Source organism: Gordonia sp. NPDC127522, from assembly GCF_042672305.1.
GTDB classification, from domain to species: Bacteria; Actinomycetota; Actinomycetes; order Mycobacteriales; family Mycobacteriaceae; genus Gordonia; species Gordonia hongkongensis.
Genome location: NZ_JBHXVK010000002.1, coordinates 700,726 through 724,464, shown reverse-complemented (window position 1 = coordinate 724,464; position 23,739 = coordinate 700,726). Strand labels below are relative to the sequence as shown.

Annotated in this window: 21 protein-coding genes and 1 tRNA gene; 13 read left to right on the top strand and 9 right to left on the bottom strand. The window is 67.6% G+C overall.

What is annotated here, in order from left to right:
* Nucleotides 1-181 precede the first annotated feature (181 nt).
* Nucleotides 182-1,753 (bottom strand): DHA2 family efflux MFS transporter permease subunit, encoded by a 1,572-nt coding sequence (locus ACFVHY_RS07555; protein WP_390270302.1) that lies wholly within the window; start codon nt 1,751-1,753, stop codon nt 182-184.
* A 115-nt stretch (nt 1,754-1,868) separates the two neighbouring features.
* Here ACFVHY_RS07555 and ACFVHY_RS07550 point away from each other — a divergent pair, with 115 nt between their 5' ends.
* Complete coding sequence (locus ACFVHY_RS07550; protein ID WP_390270299.1) at nt 1,869-2,459, top strand: TetR/AcrR family transcriptional regulator; 591 nt, start codon at nt 1,869-1,871, stop codon at nt 2,457-2,459.
* A gap of 34 nt (nt 2,460-2,493) precedes the next feature.
* Here the strand turns inward: ACFVHY_RS07550 and ACFVHY_RS07545 are convergent, their stop codons facing one another.
* From ACFVHY_RS07545 to ACFVHY_RS07530, 4 genes are all read right to left on the bottom strand, one after another.
* Nucleotides 2,494-4,041 (bottom strand): hypothetical protein, encoded by a 1,548-nt coding sequence (locus ACFVHY_RS07545; protein WP_390270295.1) that lies wholly within the window; start codon nt 4,039-4,041, stop codon nt 2,494-2,496.
* 94 nt (nt 4,042-4,135) lie between these two features.
* The gene (locus ACFVHY_RS07540; protein ID WP_390270293.1) at nt 4,136-5,572 is read right to left on the bottom strand and encodes a UDP-glucose dehydrogenase family protein; all 1,437 of its coding nucleotides are present in this window, start codon (nt 5,570-5,572) and stop codon (nt 4,136-4,138) included.
* A gap of 132 nt (nt 5,573-5,704) precedes the next feature.
* Entirely contained in the window at nt 5,705-6,277 is a 573-nt protein-coding gene (dcd, locus tag ACFVHY_RS07535; RefSeq protein ID WP_058249633.1) for a dCTP deaminase, read from the bottom strand.
* Nucleotides 6,278-6,298: 21 nt separating this feature from the next.
* Nucleotides 6,299-7,795, bottom strand: coding sequence for a DUF222 domain-containing protein (locus ACFVHY_RS07530; protein ID WP_390270290.1), 1,497 nt, complete (start codon nt 7,793-7,795; stop codon nt 6,299-6,301).
* Between the two features lie 255 nt (nt 7,796-8,050).
* Between ACFVHY_RS07530 and ACFVHY_RS07525 the strand changes: the two genes are divergently transcribed.
* Nucleotides 8,051-8,124 (top strand) — tRNA-Gly (locus ACFVHY_RS07525).
* Between the two features lie 41 nt (nt 8,125-8,165).
* Here ACFVHY_RS07525 and ACFVHY_RS07520 read toward each other — a convergent pair.
* Entirely contained in the window at nt 8,166-9,227 is a 1,062-nt protein-coding gene (locus ACFVHY_RS07520; RefSeq protein ID WP_390270403.1) for a YdcF family protein, read from the bottom strand.
* Nucleotides 9,228-9,428: 201 nt separating this feature from the next.
* Between ACFVHY_RS07520 and ACFVHY_RS07515 the strand changes: the two genes are divergently transcribed.
* The gene (locus ACFVHY_RS07515; protein WP_390270287.1) at nt 9,429-10,529 is read left to right on the top strand and encodes a beta-mannosidase; all 1,101 of its coding nucleotides are present in this window, start codon (nt 9,429-9,431) and stop codon (nt 10,527-10,529) included.
* A gap of 65 nt (nt 10,530-10,594) precedes the next feature.
* Nucleotides 10,595-12,103, top strand: coding sequence for an amino acid permease (locus tag ACFVHY_RS07510; protein ID WP_165629501.1), 1,509 nt, complete (start codon nt 10,595-10,597; stop codon nt 12,101-12,103).
* A 60-nt stretch (nt 12,104-12,163) separates the two neighbouring features.
* On the opposite strand, the gene ACFVHY_RS07505 is transcribed toward ACFVHY_RS07510, so the two are convergent.
* Nucleotides 12,164-12,634, bottom strand: a complete 471-nt coding sequence (locus ACFVHY_RS07505) for an SRPBCC domain-containing protein (protein ID WP_390270284.1) — start codon at nt 12,632-12,634, stop codon at nt 12,164-12,166.
* 120 nt (nt 12,635-12,754) lie between these two features.
* On the opposite strand from ACFVHY_RS07505, the gene ACFVHY_RS07500 reads away from it, so the two are divergent.
* Together ACFVHY_RS07500 and ACFVHY_RS07495 are read left to right on the top strand one after the other, a co-directional pair.
* A complete protein-coding gene (locus tag ACFVHY_RS07500) occupies nt 12,755-13,171 on the top strand; it encodes a TIGR03668 family PPOX class F420-dependent oxidoreductase (RefSeq protein WP_390270281.1) in 417 nt (138 codons plus the stop codon).
* A gap of 129 nt (nt 13,172-13,300) precedes the next feature.
* Nucleotides 13,301-13,960, top strand: a complete 660-nt coding sequence (locus ACFVHY_RS07495) for an NADPH-dependent F420 reductase (protein ID WP_390270279.1) — start codon at nt 13,301-13,303, stop codon at nt 13,958-13,960.
* A 37-nt stretch (nt 13,961-13,997) separates the two neighbouring features.
* Here the strand turns inward: ACFVHY_RS07495 and ACFVHY_RS07490 are convergent, their stop codons facing one another.
* Entirely contained in the window at nt 13,998-14,765 is a 768-nt protein-coding gene (locus ACFVHY_RS07490; protein WP_390270276.1) for a LysR family substrate-binding domain-containing protein, read from the bottom strand.
* Nucleotides 14,766-14,806: 41 nt separating this feature from the next.
* Here ACFVHY_RS07490 and ACFVHY_RS07485 point away from each other — a divergent pair, with 41 nt between their 5' ends.
* Nucleotides 14,807-15,196 (top strand): DUF5997 family protein, encoded by a 390-nt coding sequence (locus ACFVHY_RS07485; RefSeq protein ID WP_058249924.1) that lies wholly within the window; start codon nt 14,807-14,809, stop codon nt 15,194-15,196.
* A gap of 55 nt (nt 15,197-15,251) precedes the next feature.
* On the opposite strand, the gene ACFVHY_RS07480 is transcribed toward ACFVHY_RS07485, so the two are convergent.
* On the bottom strand, nt 15,252-15,860 hold the full coding sequence (locus ACFVHY_RS07480; RefSeq protein ID WP_390270273.1) for a TetR/AcrR family transcriptional regulator: 609 nt from the start codon (nt 15,858-15,860) through the stop codon (nt 15,252-15,254).
* 90 nt (nt 15,861-15,950) lie between these two features.
* On the opposite strand from ACFVHY_RS07480, the gene ACFVHY_RS07475 reads away from it, so the two are divergent.
* From ACFVHY_RS07475 to ACFVHY_RS07450, 6 genes are all read left to right on the top strand, one after another.
* Nucleotides 15,951-17,126 carry a DUF418 domain-containing protein gene (locus ACFVHY_RS07475; protein WP_390270270.1) on the top strand — a complete coding sequence of 392 codons (1,176 nt, stop codon included), beginning with the start codon at nt 15,951-15,953 and terminating at the stop codon, nt 17,124-17,126.
* 98 nt (nt 17,127-17,224) lie between these two features.
* On the top strand, nt 17,225-17,761 hold the full coding sequence (locus tag ACFVHY_RS07470) for a hypothetical protein (protein ID WP_390270266.1): 537 nt from the start codon (nt 17,225-17,227) through the stop codon (nt 17,759-17,761).
* Nucleotides 17,762-17,927: 166 nt separating this feature from the next.
* Entirely contained in the window at nt 17,928-20,132 is a 2,205-nt protein-coding gene (locus ACFVHY_RS07465; protein WP_390270264.1) for an MMPL family transporter, read from the top strand.
* A 37-nt stretch (nt 20,133-20,169) separates the two neighbouring features.
* On the top strand, nt 20,170-20,814 hold the full coding sequence (locus ACFVHY_RS07460) for a TetR family transcriptional regulator (RefSeq protein WP_390270262.1): 645 nt from the start codon (nt 20,170-20,172) through the stop codon (nt 20,812-20,814).
* An 86-nt stretch (nt 20,815-20,900) separates the two neighbouring features.
* Nucleotides 20,901-22,091 carry a phosphatase PAP2 family protein gene (locus ACFVHY_RS07455; protein WP_390270400.1) on the top strand — a complete coding sequence of 397 codons (1,191 nt, stop codon included), beginning with the start codon at nt 20,901-20,903 and terminating at the stop codon, nt 22,089-22,091.
* A 340-nt stretch (nt 22,092-22,431) separates the two neighbouring features.
* Complete coding sequence (locus tag ACFVHY_RS07450; protein WP_390270259.1) at nt 22,432-23,706, top strand: ABC transporter substrate-binding protein; 1,275 nt, start codon at nt 22,432-22,434, stop codon at nt 23,704-23,706.
* Nucleotides 23,707-23,739: the final 33 nt, after the last annotated feature.

Genomic DNA, 23,739 nt, shown 5'->3' with positions numbered 1-23,739 from the left:
GATCCGGCTCACCCTGCATACCCACCAGGATCCCAGCCCACCAGGCAAACCCGCTCACCCCACACCGAAACGACGCCGACTATTTCAGCAGTCTCCTAGTCCGAAAGAACGACCTGCCCCCTGCTCCCTGACTGAGGAGCGCTGGCGACAACCCCTTCTGCTCCCTGAGGTGCGAGGAGCGTTAGCGACGAGCCACGAAGGGCGCCGACTCCTCCGCCTCGGCCGGCGGCAATGCCTGCGAACCGCTTCCGCTGCCCCGCAACAAGAACGTTGCCGCGACGCCCGCGACCGCCGTGACGGCGACCGCGGCCCAGACCGCGTCGTGCAACCCGACCATGAAGGCGTCCTGCACCGCGATCCGGACCGCATCACCGATCGCGCCCGGCGCCTGGTCGGCCACCCCCACCCCGGCCATCACCGATTGCTTCGCCGCGTCGACCGCCTCGGCCGGCAACCCGCTGCCCGACAGCCGGTCCCCGACCCCGGCGACATACGCGGACGTCAGGATCGACCCGAGGACCGCGACACCGAGCGTCCCGCCGATCTCGCGTGTCGTGTCGTTGACCGCACTGCCCGCGCCGGCCTGCTCCGGACGCAGCGCGTCCATGATGAGCTGGGTGCACGGACCGGAGATGAAGGCGAGACCCGCCGCCATCAGCGACATCGCCCAGATGATGAGTTCCCAATACCCGGAGTCCCGCGCGGAGAGCTCGACGAGCGCGAACCCGCCGGACATCAGGAGGGCCCCGGTCACCGACACCACCCGGGGCCCGAAACGGTGCGACAGTGCCATCGCAACCGGCGACAGCGCCGCCATCACGATCGCGAACGGAAGGGTACGGACACCGGCCGCCAGCGGACCGTATCCCTTCACCGCCTGGAAGAACTGCGTGATCAGGAAGATGAAGCCGAAGAGCGCGAAGAACGCCACGCTGATCATTCCGGCGGCGGTCGCAAAGCGCCGGTTGGCGAAGAGCCGGACGTCGAGGATGGGGTGCGCGATCCGCAGCTGTGTGGCGACGAACACCGCCAGGATAACCACTGCGACAACGACACCCACTACCGTGCGCGCCGTGGCCCAACCGACGTGGGGCGCCTCGATCAGGGTGAAGGTCAGCAGGCCCAGGCCGGCGATCGAGAGCACGACCCCGAGCGCGTCGAACCGGGGCACCGACACCGGTCGCGTGCCGGGTACGACCGCCAGGATCATCGCGAGGGCCACCACACCGAACGGGACGTTGACCCAGAACACCGATGTCCACGAGAAGTGCTCGAGGAGCCAGCCGCCTAGAACCGGTCCGATGGCCACCGCCACTCCGGAGACCGCCGCCCAGATCCCGACAGCCATCGCGCGTTCCCGGGCATCGACGAAGATGGCCGTGATGATCGCGAGCGTGGCGGGGAAGACCAGCGCCGCGAAGACCCCGAGCCCCGCGCGACCGGCGATGAGCTGCCCGAGGTTCTGGGATGACGCCGCCAGCACCGACACCAGCATGAAACCTCCGATGCCGGTGAGGAGCACGCGACGGTGCCCGAACCGGTCACCGAGGTAGCCGCCGGTCAACAGCAGGCCGGCGAAGACGAGCGTGTAGGCGTCGACGATCCATTGCAGGCCCGAGATCCCGGCGCCGAGGTCGCGGGCGAGCGTCGGGAGGGCCACGTTGACGATCGTGTTGTCGATCATCACGAGTAGTTCGGCGAAGCTGAGGGCGCCCAGCGCCCACCAGCGAGCATGCGTGCGTTCGGTTGGCATCGATCTTCTCCTGGTCGGGTGGCGCAAGCGATTTCTGCAATCCGTTAGAACAACGTTCCAGAGTTGTAGAACAACGTTCTATTCAAGAAGAACACCGTTCCAGTAGGTTGTCAACATGTCTCCCGCGAAGCCGCGCACGCGTACAGCAGGCGCCGACGTCCGATCCGCGCTGCTCCGGGCAGGTCGCACGATCCTCGAGCGCGATGGCACGGCCGGTCTGACGGTTCGGGCCGTGGCCGGTGAGGCGAAGGTCGCCCCGATGGGCGTCTACAACCACTTCGACGGCAGGGACGGCCTGCTGGACGCCCTGGTCACCGACGGGTACGCCGAATTCGGACGGGCGATTGCGACAAGGGATGACGATCCGGCGACTCGTCTGCGCAACGCCGGCGTGGCGTACCGGAAGTTCGCACTCGCCAATCCGGTGCTCTACGGGCTGATGTTCTCAGCGCAGTGCACGCCCGAGATCGACGTGGCCGCAAACGCATTCGAGGTCCTCGTCGACACCATCCGGTACGGCCAGGTGGCCGGGGTCATCTTGTCCGCCGACCCCGTCGAACAAGCCATGCAGACCTGGTCCGCCGTTCACGGCGCCGTGAGTCTCGAACTCGCACATGCCTATCACCCCGACGTCGATGCATCGGCGAACTACGAGAACGTCCTCGACTTCGTGGCCCGCGCACTGGCGCTCCGGCCTGGCGACTGAGACCCTGCTCGGGGACGGTCATCGGGTTCGTGCGTCAGGGCAGGACGATCGGCGGCAGACCGGGAAGCGGGATCGTCACGCCGCCTGGCGGACGCGGAGTCCGCGGCCGGGGACGAGGCCGGGGCGCGGGCTCCTCTGCGGAGGGCGTCGTCGTCTCCGGCGGAGGAGGAGTCGTGTATCGGCGCGCCGGTTGCCGGGCCTCGGCATAGATTGCGGGATCGGCGAATTCGGGTTCCGGGGTGGCGGTGGTGCGCTGGGGAAGCGGTGCGGCGACGGTCGGCGACGCCTCATCGTGTCCGACGGCCAACGCCGTGGCCACCGCGACGACGGCCACCGCGCACAGCAGCGCCACCGCGGCGAGAACGCGCTTGCCTCCGTGCCGCCGTCGGCTCGCGCCGGCCGAATGCGGCCCTGCTACGGACACGTCGGAGTGCGGTGGAGCCCCGATGGCCGACCCTGTGTCCACCGAATACCCGGTCATCGGATCGACGTTCACCTCCCCATCGCCGGACCGGACCGGCGGCGTGGGCGTGTGCGCCGACGTCCACCGAGGCGCAGACTCACCCGACGGCGGCGGCCCGGCAACCGGATTCCTCGGCGTGCGCAGATCGTGACCGACCGGAGAGAGCTCCTCGAACTGCTGGTCGTCCCGAAGCGGCTGGGCGCGAGGGACATCCGGGGCAGCAACATACGGAGCGAGCGCCCCGAACGCCGTGGCCACCACCGGTGGCGACTGAGTGACGGACTCGAAGATGGGGGTGTCGTGCGTGTCGTGCGTATGATCGTCTTCACTCGGAGCCATCTCGGCCATCTCGGCGGGAGCCGAGAAGCCGTCATCCGACCGGGTCGGGACCTCATCCTGTTCGGCGGGCGGGGTCGCCACTTCCACGTCTGGTTCGATCACATCGCCGGACACCGCGATGGCGTGCGGTAACTCCGGTTCCGCCGCGTGTCCGCCGTGCGCCGGGGGCCGAGTGATGCTCCCCGACGGATCGACGTCGACGACCGGCACGGGTACGGCTCGCGCGATCGCGTCTCGGAGGCCGGGCCATGCGCTCACGCGATCGGTGACCACGACCGCGGGGGCGGAGGCTCCGGACACCGCCGCGCGAGCGAGGCCCTCGGCGCGTGCGGTCAGCGGGGCTCCGGCTTCGGCGACGTCGCGGCGCGCCATGCGGAACAGCCGGATGTGGTCGCGGCCCATCAGGAAGGTGCCGTCGGACTCGCGGAGCCGCTCGCGGCCGCGGGTGACGAGGTCGAGGACCTCCTCGTGCCACTCGCGCGAGGTCGGTGCCGCCACCCGCCCGACCCGAACGAGATGGTCGGCGATCACCTCATCCAGGACGGCGAGAGTCAGACCGGAATCGGAGTAGGAGTCCGCGACGGTCCCTCGAGCCGGGTCCAGGCGTCCCACCGAGACGCCCGCCCGCGGATCGAGATCGAACAGCACGACCTCGGCGTTCTGCGCGATCCCCCGCCCAGCGAGTTCGGCGCGCACGGCGTCGACGACGGCAGCACTGACCGTGACCTCTGCCTGCGCAGACGTCGGTGTCACGGCCGGATCGGCCACCGTGTCGGTCATCTGGTTGATTCCTGCACCTCACGTGCACCTCGCCTCATGTCCCCCACGGCGAGAAGGTGCCCCCTGGACAGTCGCGAGCTCAACCTAGCACGACTCAGCGGACGGTGGCCCCCGGCGCATATCCGTTCACCTGCTCGGACGGGTGGTTTCGCGGCGCCGGGCGGGTGGGAGCGGGGCCGCCCAGGGCGCGGTAGTCCCAACCCGCGTCGCGCCACATCTGCGGGTCGAGGCAGCGCCGGCCGTCGACGATGCGTTTGGCGCGGACGACGCCCTCGAGTTCTTCGGGCGCCATGTGCACGAACTCGGCCCACTCGGTGGCGATGACGACGACGTCGGCCCGGTCGCACGCGTCGCGCGCCGAGGTGGCGTAGCCGAGGCTCGGGTGGACGCGTCGTGAGTTGTCCATGGCCTTCGGGTCGAAGACGGTCACGGACGCCCCTTCGAGCGCCAGCCTGCTGGCCACCGTCAGCGCGGGTGAGTCACGGACGTCGTCGCTCTCCGGTTTGAAGGCGGCGCCCAGGACGGCGACGTTGCGCCCGAGGACCTCGCCGCCGAGGGCCTCGAAGACCAGTTCCACCGCCGCACCCCGGCGACGCATGTTGATGGCGTCGACCTCCCGCAGGAAGCCGACGGCCCGCGGGGCGCCCATGTCGTCGGCGCGCGCGGTCAGGGCGCGGATGTCCTTGGGCAGGCAGCCCCCGCCGAAACCGAGACCGGCGTTGAGGAATCGACGTCCGATCCGCGGGTCGTGCCCGATCGCGTCGGCGAGGGTGTTGATGTCGGCGCCGGCGATCTCGCACAGTTCGCTGATCGCGTTGATGAACGAGATCTTGGTGGCCAGAAAGGCGTTCGCCGAGACCTTCACGAGTTCCGCGGTGGCCCAGTCGGTCTCGATCAGCGGCACGCCGGTCTCGAGGATCTCGCGGTAGATCTCGCGGGTGACCTCCCCGGCCGACGACCCGGCCTCGAACTCTTCGCCAGCCGTTTTGAGACCGCTCGGGTCGAGCGAACCGGTACCGAGGACGAGCCGATCCGGCCGGAGCGTGTCCTCGACGGCGAATCCCTCGCGCAGGAACTCCGGGCTCCACGACAGTTCGACATCCGCCCCGGCGTGCGACAGTACCGAGATCCGTTGTGCTAGTTCGGCACACGTGCCGACCGGTACGGTCGACTTGCCGATGATGAGGTGGGCGCCCCGCAGCGTCGGCACGAGCGCGTCGATCGCCGAGTACACGTGCGAGAGGTCGGCCCGGTGCCCGCGGGGTTCCTGCGGGGTCCCGACGCCGAGGAAGTGCACCGAGGCGTGGTCGGCGGCGGCGAGATGGTCGGTCGTGAAGCGGAGTCGTCCGGCGTCGATGTTGCGGCGCAGGATGTCGGCGAGCCCCGGCTCGAAGAACGGGACCTCGCCGGCCTGCAGGCGTTCGATCTTGTACGGATCGACGTCGATGCCGACGACGTCGTGCCCGAGTTCGGCCATGCAGGCCGCGTGAGTGGCACCGAGGTAGCCGCATCCGATCACCGTGAGCTTCATGAGGGCAACGGTTACCCAGGCGGAACCACCGGTAACCATCCTCGTCGTGGCGGGTTGTCATCGGCTGGGTGAACTTCCGGAGCCGCGCCCACCCGGTCCGTCCACCCGCCGGTTGAGCAGAGTCGAAACCCCTCAGTCGTGCTTCTGGAAGTTCAGGTACGCCTTCGACGGGGTGGGGCCACGTTGTCCCTGGTATTTCGATCCGACCGACGCGCTGCCGTACGGCTCCTCGGCCGGGCTGCTGAGGCGGATGAGGCACAGCTGCCCGATCTTCATGCCGGGCCAGAGGGTGATCGGAAGGTTCGCGACGTTCGACAGCTCGAGGGTGATGTGGCCGGAGAAGCCGGGGTCGATGAAGCCCGCCGTCGAATGCGTGAGGAGGCCGAGCCGACCGAGTGACGACTTGCCTTCGAGTCGGCCGGCGAGGTCGTCGGGCAGTGAGCACACCTCGAGGGTGGACCCCAGCACGAACTCGCCCGGGTGCAGCACAAAGGGCTCACCGTCGGCGGGTTCGACCAGCGAGGTGAGTTCGTCTTGGCGTTGTGCGGGGTCGATGTGGGTGTAGCGGGTGTTGTTGAACACCCGGAACAGGCCGTCGAGCCGGACGTCGACACTGGAGGGCTGGACGAGGGCGGGATCGAACGGATCGATGGCGAGGCGCCCGTCAGCGATCTCGGCGCGGATGTCGCGGTCGGAGAGCAGCACGGTGTCGAGGTTATCGAATGGTCAGGGAGGATCTGCGCCGGTGTCGGTCGGCGCCGACCCTCCGCTCTCCGGTGCCGCTGTTCTGCGCCGCCGCCGGACATCAGCGCGCATCCGGTCGAGGATGGCGTCGGTGCGATGGGCATGGTTGATCCGCGGCGTCGACGACGGGTGCGACCGGGGCGGGTGCCAGACGGCGCGGCCCGCGTCGACCCCGTCGGTGGCGATGGTGGTGGCCCACTGATCCACCCCGGTACCGACGACTCGGTTGTGTGGTGGGCAGGCGGTCGCCAGGGTGTCGAGGTCGGTGGAGCCGTGGTGGGCGTCCCACTCGACGACATGGTGGATCTCGCAGTCGAACGACGGCCGCGTGCATCCGGGGAAGGTGCAGCCGCCGTCGCGGGCAACCGCGGCGATTCGTTGTGCGCGCGAGGCCAATCGCCTGGACCGCCCGAGGTAGAGCACCTCGCTGGAGTGGTCCCGGAAGACCGCGAGATGATGCTGCGCGTCCGCGGCGAGGTCGATGGCGTCCTTGATGGGTAGGAGGGTTCCCGTCGCGGTCCGTGCCGGGTCGCCGGCCGCGTCGCGCAGCGCCGATTCGGTGATGGAGACGACGAGGTGTGGCGGTAGCCCGTGGTGCGAACCCCCGAGCGCGCCGGCGTCGAGCACGAAGCGCAGCATGGCGCGCAACGCGTCGTGGTTCCGCTTCTCGGCGGAGCGCTCGTCGCGTCCGGCAGCGGCGGCCAGCGCGTCGGGGTCCGCGGCGGCGGGGTTCCCGGTGGGCGACTCGGGATCGGCGGGATTGTTCATCCCAGGAGCGGCCCACACCGACAAGACGACGTCGAACATGGCGCGCGTCACGGGGTCGAGCGTTGCGGTGAGCCGGGACATCAGTTGGGCGTCTTGCGGCCCGAGTTTGAGTCCGCGGTTGCGGGCGCGGTCGCGATCGTCGGTGATGGTTCCGTCGGGGTCGAGGTGGGCCAGGATGCGGGCGCCGAGGTCACGGAGTGACGACGGGTCGTACTCGCGTGCGTAGTGCGCGAGCGTCGCCTCGGCGGCTTCCCGGTCGGCGGGGTCCACGTCGGCGGGGATCTTGCGCATCACCTCGATGACGACGTCGACATGGCGTCCCGAGATCTCGCCGTCGGCAACACCTTTGGCGGTCTCGGGGAAGCGCGGTTCGAGCGGCACCCCCTGCATGTCCGGGAACCTGCCCAAGGCCCAGACGCGATTCATCAGGCGGGTCGCCTCGCCGCGCCGGTTCAGACCGTGGCAGACGAAGTTGGAGACGGTCTGGCACCCCATCTTCCGATACGCTGACCGCTCGTCGATGTCGACGATGTGATCGGTGAACAGCGACAGCATCCGTCGTTCGGCGCGCTCGTGCTCGATCGCGACCTGTAGGAGGTCGGTGTCGGAGCAATCCGTGGACTGCGTCTCGGCAATCTCGTCCATAAGTGCATGCAGGCGCTTGTACTGGTCGAGAAGGAGTGGTGGTGCAGATGGCCCGGTAGAAGCCATGATTTCATCCCCCGTCATCATCATGGCTTTACTCGAAACTACGTTCGAGGCTACCGCGCGGTCGCCCGCCGCGCAACCCCTTCCGGCGAATTATTCTGCGTCGCAACCGAATCGCGTCGGCCCGCCGAGACCCGGCCTCGCCCAGATGTCGCAGTTCGTTGCGCCTGACGCCACGTTCTGCGACATCTGCGCGTGCCGGCGACCGGCCCGGCCACGGGTTTGCTAGGCTGTCGTTCGCGAGTCCGGCACTCGCACGCCGATGTAGTTCAATGGCAGAACATCAGCTTCCCAAGCTGAATACGCGGGTTCGATTCCCGTCATCGGCTCCAACATCACCGCGACTCGCGAGGCCCCCCTCGTCCACTGTCGACTAGCCGAAGAGAGCCACCGCGGTGCCGGAGATCAGCGGCACACTGAGCAGGATTAGGACGACTGCGTTGATCCAGCGGTGGTCACGCAGAACCGCCAAGAACTCACGGACCTGGGCGTTGGGGACGAAGTATCGCGCGGTGTGGGCGCCGGTCGAGAATCCGTCGATCCCGGCAGACCGCATGAGCATCGCTGAGCGGAAGGCGTGATAGCCGCTCGTCACCACCGCGACCGGTTCGGTCGCTCCACGCTCGTCGAGCACACGCCTCGAGTACCGGAGGTTCTCCGCGGTGTCGGTGGATCGATCCTCGAGTGCGATGGCCTCACGATCGACGCCCTTCGAGACGAGGTACTCGGCCATCGCCGCGGCCTCCGACAGCCGCTCGTCGCCACCTCTGCCTCCGGAGCAGATGATCAGCGGGTCCAGGCCGGAAGACCGGGCCAGATCATAGATCTCGCGACCGCGGTCGAGTCGTGACGCCAGCAGTGGACCGACGCGGGACCCGTCGAGCAGACCGGCACCCAGGACGATGATCGCGCCGACCTTCGCCCGTCGCGCCCGCCACCTGCTCCACCTGCCGTACAGCCACGACCAGAGCAGCAGCGAGGCGAACACGAATCCCAGGTAACCGGCCGGGATCCCCGCCGCCAGGAGGAATCTGAGCAGAGCGTTGCTCGTCGAGACGTCGAACCATCCGACGATGATCCCGAGCAGGAGTCCGAGCGCGTAACCGGACAGGAGTGCACCCAAGAGCGCCGACAGGAGGTTAGCGGGGCGGCGCCCCTCTCGGCGCAGAAGCGTCACGCCGTTGACGATCAACGACACCCCGAGAATGAGGATGGCAAGCAGCGCAACGAGTCCGAGGGCCACGATGACCACCGCCGGCGCGAGAACCGAGCCGTCGTCGTCGACGCCCCTGTCCACGACCGCGATCACCGCGGCGAGCATCACGCCCGACAAGCCCGCGGTCAGCAGGATACCGGGGCCCAGACGACGCGGGTCCTGCGATGCAAGCACCGCGCTCGCGATGAACAGCACTGCAGCAACTATCAGTACGCCCATCACGAGCTCGATGGTGTCACAAGTGTCGCGCAGGTCGGGAAATGAGGAATGAGCCCAGTTGCGCTAACTCGATTTCGGCGCACACGAAACGTTCATCCGTACCCATTCTCGGACGCGGTCGAAACCCGCGCGGCCGGCGTGCAATCATCAGACGAGTCGGGCCGACGCCACAGTCGGTCCTCGTCATCCCAGGACGCACACATGCATCTGCCCGCGATGAGAACTCCGATTCTGGTGCTGAGCATCGGCCTGCTACTGAGCTGGCTGCTGCCGCCGCCCGCACATGCGGCGCCCAACCGGGTCGATGCCACGCCGGCCGGCTTGACCGTCGATGGACGGCACTGGTGGCCATCCGGATTCGATGCGTACCAGCTGGCCACCGATTGGTCGGTGAATGCCGGTTGCGGAGCGATGGTTGATCTCGACGACTATTTCGCCGCCTTACCTCCGCATTCGCTCACTCGCTTCAATCTGTTCGCTCAACTGGCCGTGAACAAGTACACCCAGCAATTGGATTTCGGGCCGATGGATGCCGTCTTCGACGCCGCCGCGCGGCACGGTCAGATGGTCTTGCCTGTCCTCGCGGCCGCCGATGGCGCATGCGAGAGCGGAGTTTTCAAGGAACGAGACTGGTACCGATCCGGCTGGCGAACCGTCGCCGGCGCGGGTGGACTTACGTTCGAGCAGTGGGTCAGGACGGCAGTGGGACGCTGGAAGAGCAGGTCGGCCCTGGCGGGATGGGAATTGGTGGGTGAACCCGAACCGTCCATCTGTGGCGATCAGTCGTGTGGATGGCAGCAGCGGTCGTGCCCGGTCGACGCCGCGCGCGTACTGCGGTCGTTTTTCGGCAGCGCAGGTGCGATGGTCGCCCGGCTGCACGGCGGGGCGGTGATCTGGTCCGGCTTCACCGGCGGTGGCCAGTGCGGCACCGCCGGGCCCGACTACCAGTACGTCGCCGGCTCCCCGTACGTGGACGTCCTGGACTATCACGACTACGGTGCGGACGGTGTCGCGCTCCCCGGGGATCAGTGGAACGGACTGGCCGAGCGTCTACGCCAGGCACGCGCAGTCGGAAAACCCCTCGCGGTGAACGAGATCGGCCAGCATGCCGGCTCATGCGGTTCGACGTCCGAGCGCGCCGACGACTTCCGGACCAAGGTCGCCGGTCAGCGGGCGGCCGGGACGGCAACCGCACTGTTCTGGGCATTCGTCCCAGACCCGAGGCACGACCAGTGCACCTACGACATCGGTCCCGGTGACCCGGTGCACGAACTGGTCTCCGAACTGACCAGCCTCGATTGAGGGTCAGCACTCGGGCAACAGTGCAATACCCGGCCGACGGGCCGACCGGCCGTTAGACTCTGCCGATGTCCAGTCCCCTGGGGATCACCCCCGACGAGTCGCTGCGCAAGGGACTTCAGAGTCGTCATATCAGCATGCTCGCGCTCGGCGGCGCCATCGGCACCGGCTTGTTCGTCGCCTCGGGCGCCACCATCTCCGACGCGGGCCCGGGTGGCGCCATCCTGGCGTATCTGCTGATGGGCTGCATGGTCTTCTTCCTGATGCAGAGCCTCGGCGAGATGTCGGCATACATCCCGTGCAGCAACCCGTTCGAGGAGTACGGCAAACGCTTCGTGTCCAAGTCCTTCGGCTTCGCAGCCGGGTGGAACTACTGGCTCAACTGGTCGGTCACCCTGGCCGCCGAGTTGGTGGCCGCCGGGCTGATCATGAAGTACTGGGCACCCGACGTGCCGTCGTGGATCTGGTCGGTCGTGTTCCTGGCGGGTCTGCTGGCGCTGAACCTGTTCGCGGTCAAGGCGTTCGGCGAGGCCGAGTTCTGGTTCGCGGCGATCAAGGTCATCGCGGTGGTCGTCTTCCTCATCGTCGGCGTGCTGCTGATTCTCGGTGTCGTCGGCGACCGTCCGTCGCCGGGCTTCAGCAACTGGACGATCGACGACGCCCCGTTCGTGGACTTCCCGCTCGGCATGCTGTCGGTCTTCCTCATCGCCGGTTTCGCATTCCAGGGCACCGAGATGATCGCGGTCGCCGCCGGCGAGGCGGTCGAACCGAAGACGGCGATTCCGCGCGCCGTGCGCACCGTCTTCGTGCGCATCCTGCTGTTCTACATCGGCACCCTGACCGTGATCGCGTTCCTGATCCCGTACACCGACCCCAATCTGCTGAATGCGTCCGAGGAGAACATCGCGATCGCCCCGTTCACCCTCGTGTTCTCCGACGCGGGGATCGCGGTGGCGGCATCGATGATGAACGCCGTGATCCTGATCGCGATCCTGTCGGCGGGCAATGCGAGCCTGTTCGCGGCAACCCGCGCGTTGTACGGCCTGTCGGTGCAGGGGAACGCCCCACGTGTGTTCGCCTGGGTCACTCGATCAGGAGTGCCACTCCTCGCCGTGGCCGCGACGACGGCCATCGGCGCCCTCTGCTTCCTGGCCAGTCGGGTGGGTGACGGTCGCGCGTATGTCTGGCTGGTCACCGCCTCGTCGGTGGCGGGCTTCATCACGTGGATGGGTATCGCGTGGGCCCACTATCGTTTTCGTCGGGCGTGGCAGGCGCAGGGTCTCGACCTCGGCAGACTCCCCTACAAGGCCTGGCTCTACCCGGCCGGCCCGATCATCGCGTTGCTCATGTGTGTTGCAGTCATCGCGGGGCAGAATCTCCCGGCGATCCGCGACGGATCCGCGGGGAATCTCGAACTCTGGCTCACCGCCTACGGCGCACTGTTCGTGTTCCTCGCTCTGTGGTGGGGCCACAAGGTGATCACGCGCAGCCCGACCGTCGACCTGCTCACCGCCGATCTGTCACCCACATCGGCTGCGTCGGCGCATCGCGATCCGGATCCGGACCTCGTCGGCTGACCGGATCGTCGGGCGATCGGGGTGGGGCGCCGGGTCTCGCTCAGTCGCTGACCTCGCCGATCAGCCGACAAGTTCGGCGATGTGGTTCAACGAGTTACGCAGATGGTCGTCGGCAAACGGCGGGAACTCGATGTACTCCCGGATGTGAGCGGGCACGGCCGACCAGTCGTAAGTCAGGGTGAGCCCGGTGGACGACTCCCCCACCGGCACCAGGTCGTAACGCCATGTCCAGCCGCCGAATTCGAGCTCCCCGGAGTCGTTGCGCTGCCCTGGTTGCCACGCTATCGTCGACCGCGGTTCGATCACCTCCACCCGGTTCTCCATCAGATAGTCACCATCCGGATGGTTGGAGTGGTACATGTTCATCCGGAAGACCTGGCCCACCTCCCGCAGCGGCGTCGTGTCGACTGCGTCCCGAACCCAGCCGGTGCCGTCGATGGCCTGGTGTGTGCGGGGGTCGGCGAGCGCCGCGAACACCTCGTCGGGCGTGGCGGAGATCGTGCGGCTGACGGCAACGTTCTCGTGCGTCATGGTGCTGGCCCTTTCGGGTCGGGTCCCCCGGATCGGGGATCGGACACAGAGGTGGACCCGAACCGGCGCCCGAACTCATCGGTGACCTTGTTTCCCACGAGTGCATGCCATCCTCGAATGATGGACCTGCGCCTGTGTCGGGAACGTTTCGCCGCCGCGCGGTCGGTCACACTCGCCACCGTGTCACCCTCCACCAAGCCGCACCTGGTCCCCGTCGTGTGCGCACTCGACGACGACGTCATCTACACGTGCGTGGATCACAAGCCGAAACGAACCACCGCACTCCGTCGTCTCGCCAACATCGCGGACAACCCCGCGGTGTCGCTCCTGGCTGACATGTATTCCGACAACTGGGATGAACTGTGGTGGGTGCGAGTCGACGGCCGGGCACATGTCGTCGACGCCGGTGAATCCGTCGGCAGTCACGGCATCGACACGCTGGCCGCGAAGTACCCGCAGTATCGACTCCGACGGCCCGATGGACCGGTGATCGTCGTGGAGTCTCTGACGTGGCACAGCTGGTCGGCCACCTCATAGGCACCAGGGCCCATCTCACGGCGACACCGAGGAGGCGATCGTCACCTTCGGTCGTTCTCGGGGAATGCGCCGAACCGGTCGCCTCGTTGCGCCGATGGACAACATCGTCGTCGAACAAGAGGTGCAGTTGTGAAGATCGGGATCATCGGAGCGGGATTCATCGGCGGGACGCTCACGCGTCGTCTGACATCGCTGGGACACGAGGTGCAGGTGGCGAACTCGCGCGACCCGGAGACGCTGGCCGAACTGGCCTCCGAGACCGGCGCCACCGCCGTTTGGGCGGCCGACGCCGCGAAGGACGCCGACCTGGTGATCGTCAGCATCCCGCAGAAGAACACCCCTGACCTCGCGCCGGGCATCCTCGACGCCCGCAAGCCCGACGCCCCGGTGATCGAGACCAACAACTACTACCCCCAGCAGCGCGACGGCAAGATCGAGGCGATCGAGAACGGTACCCCCGAGAGCGTCTGGGTGTCGGAACTGCTCGGCGTCCCGGTGTACAAGGTGTTCAACGGGATCTACTGGAAGCACCTGCTGAACAAGGGAGTACCCGCGGGCACAGAGGGCCGTATCGCGCTGCCGATCGCCGGCGACGATACGGCGGGCAAGGAGATCGTGTTCCGCGTGGTCGACGAACTCGGGTTCGACCCGGTCGACGCCGGACCGCTCGCCGAGTCGTGGCGGCAACAGCCGGGAACGCCGGTGTACGGCAAGGATTTCGGCGTCGACGACACTCTCAAGGCGCTCGCCGAGGCATCACCCGAGCGCACCGCTGAGTGGCGCGCCTGACGCACCCTCCCGAGGGGCGGCACGCCACGGCGTGGGGTCACCGGCGCTTCGGGCGACCGGGCCCCCGACGAGCACTCTTGCCGGGGATCTTCCCGGCCGCCTCGCGTGCCGCCCTCTTCGCCGCCGCCTTCTCCTTCGCCGACCGTTTGGGCGCCTCGTCGGTCCGCCCCCGCGACGACGTCGCCTTACGGCCGCGCACGATGCCGATGAACTCATCGGCCAATTGAGTTGTGGGAGCAGGCCACAGGAGTCCGACGGACCCGGTCGGGGCGTCGGTGACCGGTCGATACACCAGGTCCTTGCGGTGATGCAGGCGCGCCAGCGACTGCGGCACGAGCAGTACGCCGACGCCGGCCGCAACGAGTTCGACTGCGTCACCGGTGGTATCGGGCCGATGGTCTACCGCCACACCCGGGCGCTCGGAAACGGCCAACGGCTCGTCCAGCGGCCACAGGAACTGCTCGTCGGCCAGATCAGCCAGGGTCATCTCGTCGCCGGCGGTCAGGGCGTGGTCCTTCGGCACCACGACGACCGTCGTCTCCTCGTACAGGTCGATCGTGTGATGTTCCCGCGCACCGCCGGACCGCAGGGCATCGGGCAATCTGGTGATCGCCATGTGGACGCGCCGCTCCCCGACCGCCTCGGCACAGTCCGCGACGTCGACGGCGACGAGTTCCAGCGGGACGTCGGGACGCCGCTCGGCCCAGATCCTGACCCACTTGCTCGGCGTGACCCCCGGAACGTACGCCAGTCGGAAGACAGGGGCCTCGCCCGCTGCGTGAACGTCGGGTGTGGTCACGCCCAAAGGCTACCGCCCGATACCCTCGTCGAATGAGCTCGCAGTCGATGAAGCCGGCCACCGCCGCCAAGAAGCTGGACGTGTACCTGCCGGCCACTCCTGCGGAGTTCCAGCAGGGCCCGATCACCCGGGCCGAACTCGCCGCCCTTCAAACCGACCCGCCGGAATGGCTCCGCACGCTTCGCGCCGACGGCCCGCACCCGAAGAATCTGGTCGCGGCGAAACTCGGCATCTCGAACTCGGGCCTGGTTCGCGGGGGAATCACCGAGGCACTCACGACGGCGCAGATCGACGACCTCCTCGCCGAGATGCCGGATTGGCTGGCCGCCGAACGCGCCACCCAGATCGAGGTCCGTCGCGAGGAGCGGCGCGTCAAGTCGCTGCATGCCGACCGACGACGCGCCCGCGAAGAGGGTGACACGGACCCGGAGAGTTAGTCCTCCGACCGGTCCGCAGCAGCACAACGGTATCCGCCCGACAGCGAATATCGCTTCACTGCAACGTCTCTCGGCTCTCGGCCGCCAGCCCTGTCAGATGCTCCCGGAGCACGCGCTGCGCGCGAGCCGGCGAATCCGTGTCAGCGAGGAGCAGGTGCATCGCCAGACCGTCGACAAGGGCGTGTACCGCGATCGCATGAGAGTCGAGATCGCGGCCGGCGCCGATCAGCCCGTGCTCGTCGAGGACGCCCAACACCGTCCGACAGAGTGAACGCAAACCGTCGTGGGCCTCGCGCGCAGCATCCGCGAGACCGGGATGTGCCACCGACTCGGTCACCATCGCGAGGTTGACGTGCATCTCGACGCGCCGTTCGTCGTCCAGCGGTAGGACCTCGGACAACACGGCTTCGGCCCAGCGGAGCGGATCGCGGATGCGGTCGTGCTCGCGGATGCGGAGCGCCACCCGTTCATAGATCAGGCGCATCGAGAACTCGAGCAGCTCTTCCTTGTCCGCGAACACGTGTCGAAGCGAGCCCACCGAGATGTTCGCCTCGGCCGCCACCTCGCGGACCGATACTCCGGATGCGCCTTCGCGCAACACGATCCGCCACAGGGCCTCGGCTATCTCGGCGCGTCGCCCGTCCCGGTCGATCAACTTGGGCATTGACCCATGCTAGTACACCCGTGCTACCTTGACTTCGAGTTTTGATAGCACGGTTGTGTCAGCAAAAAAGTGGCACAGAACGGAGACACGATGGCGACCCGACACGCGGCGCTGGACGTCCTGCGCGGCATCGCGATTCTGGGCACCCTCGCCACCAACATCTGGATCTTCACCAACCCGGAGGGGTTGATCGGCTACATCCAGGGCGCCTACCGGGCCACCGGCTCCTGGGCGGTGGCCGAGGACCTCCTGCAGCAGCTCGCCCAGGGCAAATTCCTCGGTCTGCTCACGATCATGTTCGGAATCGGACTGGCCATCCAGCAGCGGTCGGCTGTTCGACGAGGCCGGCCCTGGCCGGGACGGTACTACTGGCGAGCCGCGCTGCTGTTCGTCGACGGCGTGATCAACTACTTCCTCTTCACCGAGTTCGACGTCCTCATGGGATACGCGGTCACCGGACTCATCGTCGCCTACCTGCTGTCGATGCGACTTCGTCGCCAGTACGTCGCCATCACCCTGGCCGCGTCGGTGCACGTGGCGCTGCTCGTCCTGGTGACATGGGTTCTCGTGACCGCACCGGCCCCGTCCGGCTCCGACACAGAGCTCTCCCCCAACCCCTACGCGAGCGGCAGCTTCGTCGACCTCATCGCATTCCGCGCCGAGAACTTCCTGATGTTCCGTGCCGAGGTCCTCTTCATCCTGCCGATGTCGATCGCGCTCTTCCTCATCGGCGCGGCCCTGCTGCGCGCCGGCGTCCTGCAACCGCGCGGCGCCCGGCTTCGGCGACGCCTGATGGCCGTCGGGCTGGGGGTCGCCCTACCTCTCGACTTCGCCGTCGGACTGGCCGGTGGCGATGCCGGACTCGTCGTGGGGCGGTACGGGTTCGCGCCGGTCGTCGCACTGGGGTTGCTCGCATGGGTCGCCGGGTACTACGCCGACGGCCGCACACCCGGGCGGTGCGGCCGTGCGCTGACACCGGTCGGTCGAATGGCGTTGTCCTGCTACGTGTTGCAGAACGCGATCGCGGGTGCCGTCTGTTACGGCTGGGGACTGGGGCTCGCGCACCATCTCGACGGCTCGACGCTGGTCCCCGCCACGGTATCCCTGTACCTCGGCATCGCCGTGGTGCTCATGCTGTTCTCCCGCTTGTGGCTCAGCCGATTTGAGCGAGGCCCTCTCGAATGGCTGTGGCACCGAAGCTACGACCGCATCACCGCTTCCGCCGACCGGCGAATGCCACCCGAACGAGTGGACTACCCGCGGTGACGCTGCTCCACCGCAGGTCAGCGAGCTGACGGGGATGGGTTAGCCATCCCCGCCGCGGGGTACCCGACGCGCACCATCATCCGACCGAGGAGTGAGTCGTGGACACCGCCATCTGGATCATCATCGCCGTCGTCGTCGTGATCGTCATTCTTGCGCTCGTGTTGCTGCTGCTTCGTCAGCGAAAGGCACGCCGACGGGTTCAAGCCGAGGAGATCAGGCAGAACGCCACGCAACAGGTCTCGACCGTCCGCCACCGCGAGGCCGTCGCCGAGGAGGCCGACGCCCGGGCACGGAAAGCGCAGGCCGAAGCCGATGCCAAGGCCGCAGAGGCCAAGCGGCTGCAGGAACAGGCACGCCACCACCAGGGACACGCGGCCGAGTCGCGGCACGAGGTCGAGCGCGAGTTCGCCCGTGCGGACCGTCTCGACCCCGATGTCCGACGGAACGCGGATGGACGGGACACCGAGGGACAGGGCGCCGACGGACGTGGTGCTGATGGGCGTGGTGCGGACGGGCGGAACGACCCGTACATCGCAGGCCGGCACGCCGGTCAGCCGTCGAACAACCCGATCGATCCGCGTCACCGCCCGGACGCCGATCCCCGCGGACATCAGACGCCGCCGAACGCGCGCTGACGAGACCCTCTCGCAAGGCGACGCCGGCCACACCTGCAGCGCGGTGTGACGGAGCCCGCTCCGAAAAGTGGTACTCAGTCCCGAGTGTTAGTGGGTACCATTTCTCTCGTCATCTGCGCCGGGACCTTCGGGGGCCGGTCTTCCGCAGCACCAGAGGGGTCCACGCATGGCGTCGTTTCTGTTCAAGCTCGGAAGCTTCTGCTTTCGCCACAAATGGTCGGTGATCGCGGCCTGGCTGGCTGCGCTCATCGCGGTCGCCGGACTGGTCGGCGCACTCCAGCCCAAGTTCGCGCAGGACTTCAGCCTTCCCGGCACCGACTCGGGGGTTGCCACCGAACAGGTCGAGCTGTACTTCCCACAGGTCATGGCCCAGCAGGAACAGGCGTCCACGAGCATCCTCGTGGCTGCCGAGGACGGGCTGCAGAACCACACCGCGCAGCTGAACGAACTCGCCGCGGCCCTCCGCGGACTCCCCGACGTGATCGAGCCGCAGACCGTCGTCAACCCGCTGACGGTTGCGGCCGCTGATCCAGCACTCGCTGCGCAGGTCGTCGGCGACAACGGTCGGGTCGGCCTCATCCAGGTGCGCCAGGACATCCCGATCCTCGACCTCACCGTCGAGAACAAGGACGAACTGGTCTCGATCCTGGACGAGTTCTCCGTCGACGGCTTGCAGGTGGAGGCGACCGGGTCGCTGATGCAGGTGATGGAAGCAGGCGGCACAGCCGAACTGCTCGGTTTCGCCGTCGCCTTCGTCGTGATGATCGTGGCGTTCGGAGCCCTCATCGCCGCATTCATACCGCTCGTCACCGCCATCGTCAGCGTCGGCATCACCATCCTGCTGCTCACGCTGTCAGCCGAGGCGCTGTCGATCAACGAGTCCGCCACCGCCATCGTCACGATGCTCGGCATCGCCGTCTCCATCGACTACGCGCTGTTCATCGTGTCGCGGTTCCGCGCGGAACTCCTCCGCGGCGGCGCGCCGTCAGATGCCATCGGCCGAGCCGTCGGCACAGCCGGGTCGGCGGTGGTGTTCGCCGGCCTCACCGTGATCGTCGCGGTGGTGGCCCTCATGGTGATCGGCATCCCGATCATCACTCAGATGGGCGCGGGTGCCGGCGTCGCCGTGTTCATCGCGGTGCTGGCTGCTCTGACCCTCATCCCAGCCATCCTCGGTGCGTTCGGGCGGTTCGCCTTCCTACCCCGAATCCCCTGGATCAAGCACGCCGTGGAATCCGAGGACGACACCCTGGGTGTCAAGGTCGGGCGCACCGTCGTCAAATGGCCCATCCCGTTCATCGTGATCGGCCTGCTGGCGCTCGCGGGCGCGGCCATCCCGGCCACCAAGCTGGAACTCGGTCTGTCGCTGTCCAGCGAAGCCGAAGCACCCGCGCAGGAACTGCTGAGCCGAGGTTTCGGTGAGGGCATCAACGGCCCCTTGCTCGTCGTCGTGCACGATGAGGACGGCGCGATCAACGCCGCGGCCGAGGAAACCGTCCGCCACATCGCAACCCTGAATGATGTCGCCAACCCCGAGGGGCTCACCTGGACAGGCAATCGGGCCGGCGACACCGCGCTCATCATGGTCACCCCGGAGAGCGCACCGTCGTCAGCCGCCACACACGACCTCATGGAGCAGATCCGCGCCTTCGCACCAACGGTCGAGAACCGTGGCGCCGAACTCCACGTCGGCGGTCAGACAGCCATCATGTCCGATCTCTCCCAGAAACTCGACGATGCACTCATCCCCTACCTGGTCGTGGTCGTCGGTCTCGCATTCCTGATCATGATCGGCGTCTTCCGGTCGCTCTGGGTCCCGCTCATCGGCACCCTCGGATTCGTCTTCTCGGTCCTGGCGACCTTCGGCGTCACCGTGGCGATCTTCCAGGAGGGCTGGCTGGGATTGATCACCCACACGCAGCCGATCATCTCCTTCCTGCCGATCTTCCTCATCGGCGTGGTGTTCGGGCTCGCGATGGACTACCAGGTGTTCCTGGTGACCCGAATGCGCGAGGAGTTCATGCACGGCTTGTCGGCCAAGGAGGCGATCGTCGCCGGTTACCGGCACGGAGCCCGGGTGGTCACGTCGGCGGCGATCATCATGATCAGCGTCTTCGCGGCGTTCATGCTCTCCCCGGAGACGACCGCCAAGATGATGGGTTTCGCGCTGGCCGCGGCAGTGTTCTTCGACGCCTTCGTGATCCGCATGCTGGTCGTACCCGCGGCGATCGCGCTGCTCGGCGACCGGGCCTGGGGCCTCCCGCGCTGGCTCGACCGCTTCGTGATCAACTTCGACATCGAGGGCGAAGCAGTCCGCCATCGTGGGCTCGAGGAACCGGACGACACCAGGTCCCCGGTCCCGGCGAGCTGAGAAGCCGCACAATCCTTCTGACAAGAAGTGAGCACGCATGGGCAACTGCCTGACTGTGCACGCCGACTCCGACGCCCCGGAACCCGCACCGGGGCGTCGGATGGGCCTGCGTGAACAGAACAAATTGCGCACCCGCAACGCGATCCGGCAGGCGGCGATCACCCTGATCGCCGAGCAGGGGTACGCCAAGACCACCGTCGAGCAGATCGCCGAGGCCGCCGGCGTCTCACATACGACGTTCTTCCGCTACTTCCCGTCGAAGGAGCAGGTGGTCGTCGGTGACGAGCACCTTCATGCCGAGGCGCACGCGATCGTCGAGTCCATGCCGCCCGGCCTCAGCCACTTCGACCTCATCCGGCGCCTGATGACAGAGCTGCACCGCCTGACGGTCGACGACCCCTGGGTCGGCAATCCGCTCCGCATGCAACTGATCCGCACCGAGCCGTTGCTGCAGAAGACCTTTCAGGTCGAGTCCGAGCGCATGATCTCGGACATGACCCAGCTCATCGCCGACTACTTACGGATCGCACCCGACGACTTCCGGCTCAAGGTGTTCCTCGACGCGGTGGCCGGGGTGACCTTCCACCTGGCCACCGAGTTCGACGACAACCGGGAGATGCCCCAGCTCGAGACGACGCTGCGCGCGATCGATCTCCTCGAGCAGGGGTTGCCGGTCGGATGAACAGTAGTTGTCCGGCCATTCACCCCGCGAACATTCCCTCTAGGATTCAGAGCGTGATCTCGGACAACGCTGCCCGACCGCGACCGATGCCGGGCCGACGCCTGGCGACATCAATCGTCGCCGGCGTCGCGGCCATCGCGGCCACCGTCTCGCTCGCGGCATCGGCCCAGGCCGCGCCGGCCAAGCCGACCCCGGCGCCGTTCCCGGTGACCGACATCGCCCGGCTCTACGCCTCGGACATCTCGTCGTATCCGGGCGGCGTGTACCTGCAACCGGTCGAGACCTTCACCGCCCTGCGCCGCGATCACCCCGAGGTGATGGCTCGCAATCTCGAGACGGCGGTCGCGATCAACCAGTCGGCGGCCGGCAACCCGGGACTGCAGCGCCGGGCACTCGCCGACGCACACGACGATCCGCTCTGGACGATGTCCGATGCCTTCGGCGACCGGCTCGGACGGGATTTCCGGAACGCCCTCGCCGCCGATCGCCTCCCGAAGACCACGGCCCTCTTCAGCGACTACCTCGCCCGCGCCGGTGGGCTCGCGAACGCGACGCTCGTCGAGAAGTACGTGTTCGGGTACGAGCGGCCGTTCATCGTCGCACCCGAGCGGATCCGAAAGTACATGCGCGCCGGAGCCAGCGAGTACGACGCGCTGGGCAGCAACCCGTCGTTCCCGTCCGGCCACACCAGCCTGTTCTTCTGGCGGGGCACCCTGTTCGCATCGATGCTCCCGGAACTCGCGCCGCAGTTCCTCGCCCGTGCCTCGGAGGGTGGACATCACCGCATCGTGCTGGGCGTGCACTACCCGCTCGACGTGATCGGTGGAGCGATCGTCGGGCAGGCCGCCGCCGCCGATCGCTGGAACGACCCGCAGTTTCGCCGGCTCCTCGCCGCGTCTGCCACCGAGATCCGCAAGGAACTCGAATGGCGTTGCGGCGCAGCCCTCTCGGTGTGCATTGCGCGTGACACGCCCTACGCCACCGACGCCGCGGCCCAGACGATCTACGCCCAGCGCATGACCTACGGATTCGGACGCGTCTCGTCGCCGACACATCCGATGGTGGTGCCCCGACAGGCCGTCGAACTGATCGCCGGGGCGTACCCGCGACTGACCGACGAGCAGCGGCGTCAGGTCCTGGAACAGACCGCGTCGCCCGCGGGTTATCCGCTCGACGACCAGCGTTCCGGCCGCGCCTCCTGGCAGCGCCTGGACCTCGTCCGTGCTTACACCGCCGACGTCACGGTCGGCCGCGACGGACGGGTGACCGTCCACTGAGGGCCGCCCTGACCTGCCGGTAACTGAATCGTTTGTCCCACTGCCCGTTGCGAACTCGTTCGTGACGGGCAGTGTCGTGCCATGTGGTCCACTGTGTGTCCAGTTTCGCCGAACAGCTTGACACCGGCGTAAGGGTATGGCTACTTTTCGAGTGGCCCACATCACATCCGACGTGGACTCACCGCCGTGACCAGGGCGGACGGTGCCGGAATCGCGGACCCAGACACAGCGCTGGGTCGATGAACTCAATCCTTCTAAGCCCCGCCGGGGCGATGTCGCCGTGCCCTCTCGCAGGGCGGTTCCGTCGTGCCCGGAGATCATCGGGAAAGGCAGTCGAAACATGCGTTGGTCGAATTCACGCAGGAGAGCCGGACGGTTGGCGGCAGTCGCCGTCGCCGCGGCGTGCATCTTCTCGGTCGTGTCGTGCAGCAGCGACGACGGCGGATCATCGGACGGCTCCGCCGCGGATGCCAGCGGCACCAAGGCGTCGGGCGAGGCGATCAAGGTGGGGTTGTTCAACCCCACCAAGGGCCCCGCCACCCAGGGTGGCGTGACCACCGGCAAGGACGCCGCCCTGGACTACATCAACAACCAGATCGGCGGCATCGGGGGCCGGCCCGTCGAGATCGTCGACTGCGGAATCGACCAGACCGCACCGGAATCGACGGTGTCGTGCGCCAATCAGTTCGTCGAGGCCGGCGTGGTCGCCGCGATCGACGGCTACAATGCCGAATCCGCCTCCGCGGTGCCGATTCTCACCTCGGCCGGCATCCCGCTGGTCGGCCAGATCCCGTTCAACACCTCCACCGGCGCCTCGGCGGAGAACCGCGTGTACTTCGGTCCGCCTCCCGCCGCGTTCCTCGTCGGTTTCATGCAGCAGCTCAAGGCCGCGAACAAGAACTCGTTGTCGCTGGCGAATGCCGATCTCCCCCAGGCACATCAGGTGTTCGACGGTTTGATGAAGCCGCTCGGCGCCCAGCTCGGCATCGACGTCAAGTCGGTCTACTACCCGCCGACCGGCCCGAACTTCACCTCGCTGGCCACCACCCTGGCCGAGGGCAACCCCGCCGCGGCCGGTCTGATGACCTCACAGAACGACAACGTGTGCACCAAGCTCGCGCAGTCGCTGCGGTCGGTGAACTACGAGGGCACCATGTTCATGGCGGCCTGCACCGACTTCATCGACACCATGGGTGCGCAAGCGGTTGGCGCACAGACATACTCACCGATCTGGCAGCCCCCGGCCATGGACTCCGCACCGGAGCCGGCCAAGGCGAATCTCGGGATCGCCCAGAAATTCATCGACGAGCAGGGTGGCACCGGCGGTTTCTACGCCTACGGCACCTTCGCGACCCTTGCCGACTTCGCGATCACGCTCAACAACGCCAAGGTCACCGATTTCACCGGCCCGAACGTGCTCGGTGCGCTCAAGGCAGTCACGGACTACCAGTCCTTCATCGGCCCGAAGCTCAACTGCGGTAAGCCGACCACACCGAACTGCACCACCGAGATGCTGCTGTTCGACGTCGTCGCCGAGAAGAAGACCGAACCCGCGACCGGCGGCTTCATCACCCCGCTTCCGGCTGCGCTGCAGCGCATCCCGGGCGCTTACTGACACGGGTCGCTGGTGTGGCGGGGTGGTCACCCA

Excerpts from the sequence above, each read along its gene's own strand:
- ACFVHY_RS07485 (WP_058249924.1), top strand. The coding sequence starts at position 14,807 with ATGAAGCCGGCCACCGCCGCCAAGAAGCTGGACGTGTACCTGCCGGCC.
- ACFVHY_RS07465 (WP_390270264.1), top strand. The coding sequence starts at position 17,928 with ATGGCGTCGTTTCTGTTCAAGCTCGGAAGCTTCTGCTTTCGCCACAAA.
- ACFVHY_RS07510 (WP_165629501.1), top strand. The coding sequence starts at position 10,595 with ATGTCCAGTCCCCTGGGGATCACCCCCGACGAGTCGCTGCGCAAGGGA.
- ACFVHY_RS07555 (WP_390270302.1), bottom strand. The coding sequence starts at position 1,753 with ATGCCAACCGAACGCACGCATGCTCGCTGGTGGGCGCTGGGCGCCCTC.
- ACFVHY_RS07480 (WP_390270273.1), bottom strand. The coding sequence starts at position 15,860 with ATGCCCAAGTTGATCGACCGGGACGGGCGACGCGCCGAGATAGCCGAG.
- ACFVHY_RS07455 (WP_390270400.1), top strand. The coding sequence starts at position 20,901 with ATGCCGGGCCGACGCCTGGCGACATCAATCGTCGCCGGCGTCGCGGCC.
- ACFVHY_RS07450 (WP_390270259.1), top strand. The coding sequence starts at position 22,432 with ATGCGTTGGTCGAATTCACGCAGGAGAGCCGGACGGTTGGCGGCAGTC.
- ACFVHY_RS07515 (WP_390270287.1), top strand. The coding sequence starts at position 9,429 with ATGCATCTGCCCGCGATGAGAACTCCGATTCTGGTGCTGAGCATCGGC.
- ACFVHY_RS07550 (WP_390270299.1), top strand. The coding sequence starts at position 1,869 with ATGTCTCCCGCGAAGCCGCGCACGCGTACAGCAGGCGCCGACGTCCGA.
- ACFVHY_RS07500 (WP_390270281.1), top strand. The coding sequence starts at position 12,755 with ATGGACCTGCGCCTGTGTCGGGAACGTTTCGCCGCCGCGCGGTCGGTC.
- ACFVHY_RS07460 (WP_390270262.1), top strand. The coding sequence starts at position 20,170 with ATGGGCAACTGCCTGACTGTGCACGCCGACTCCGACGCCCCGGAACCC.
- ACFVHY_RS07475 (WP_390270270.1), top strand. The coding sequence starts at position 15,951 with ATGGCGACCCGACACGCGGCGCTGGACGTCCTGCGCGGCATCGCGATT.
- ACFVHY_RS07520 (WP_390270403.1), bottom strand. The coding sequence starts at position 9,227 with ATGGGCGTACTGATAGTTGCTGCAGTGCTGTTCATCGCGAGCGCGGTG.
- ACFVHY_RS07545 (WP_390270295.1), bottom strand. The coding sequence starts at position 4,041 with ATGACCGACACGGTGGCCGATCCGGCCGTGACACCGACGTCTGCGCAG.
- ACFVHY_RS07540 (WP_390270293.1), bottom strand. The coding sequence starts at position 5,572 with ATGAAGCTCACGGTGATCGGATGCGGCTACCTCGGTGCCACTCACGCG.
- ACFVHY_RS07505 (WP_390270284.1), bottom strand. The coding sequence starts at position 12,634 with ATGACGCACGAGAACGTTGCCGTCAGCCGCACGATCTCCGCCACGCCC.
- ACFVHY_RS07530 (WP_390270290.1), bottom strand. The coding sequence starts at position 7,795 with ATGGCTTCTACCGGGCCATCTGCACCACCACTCCTTCTCGACCAGTAC.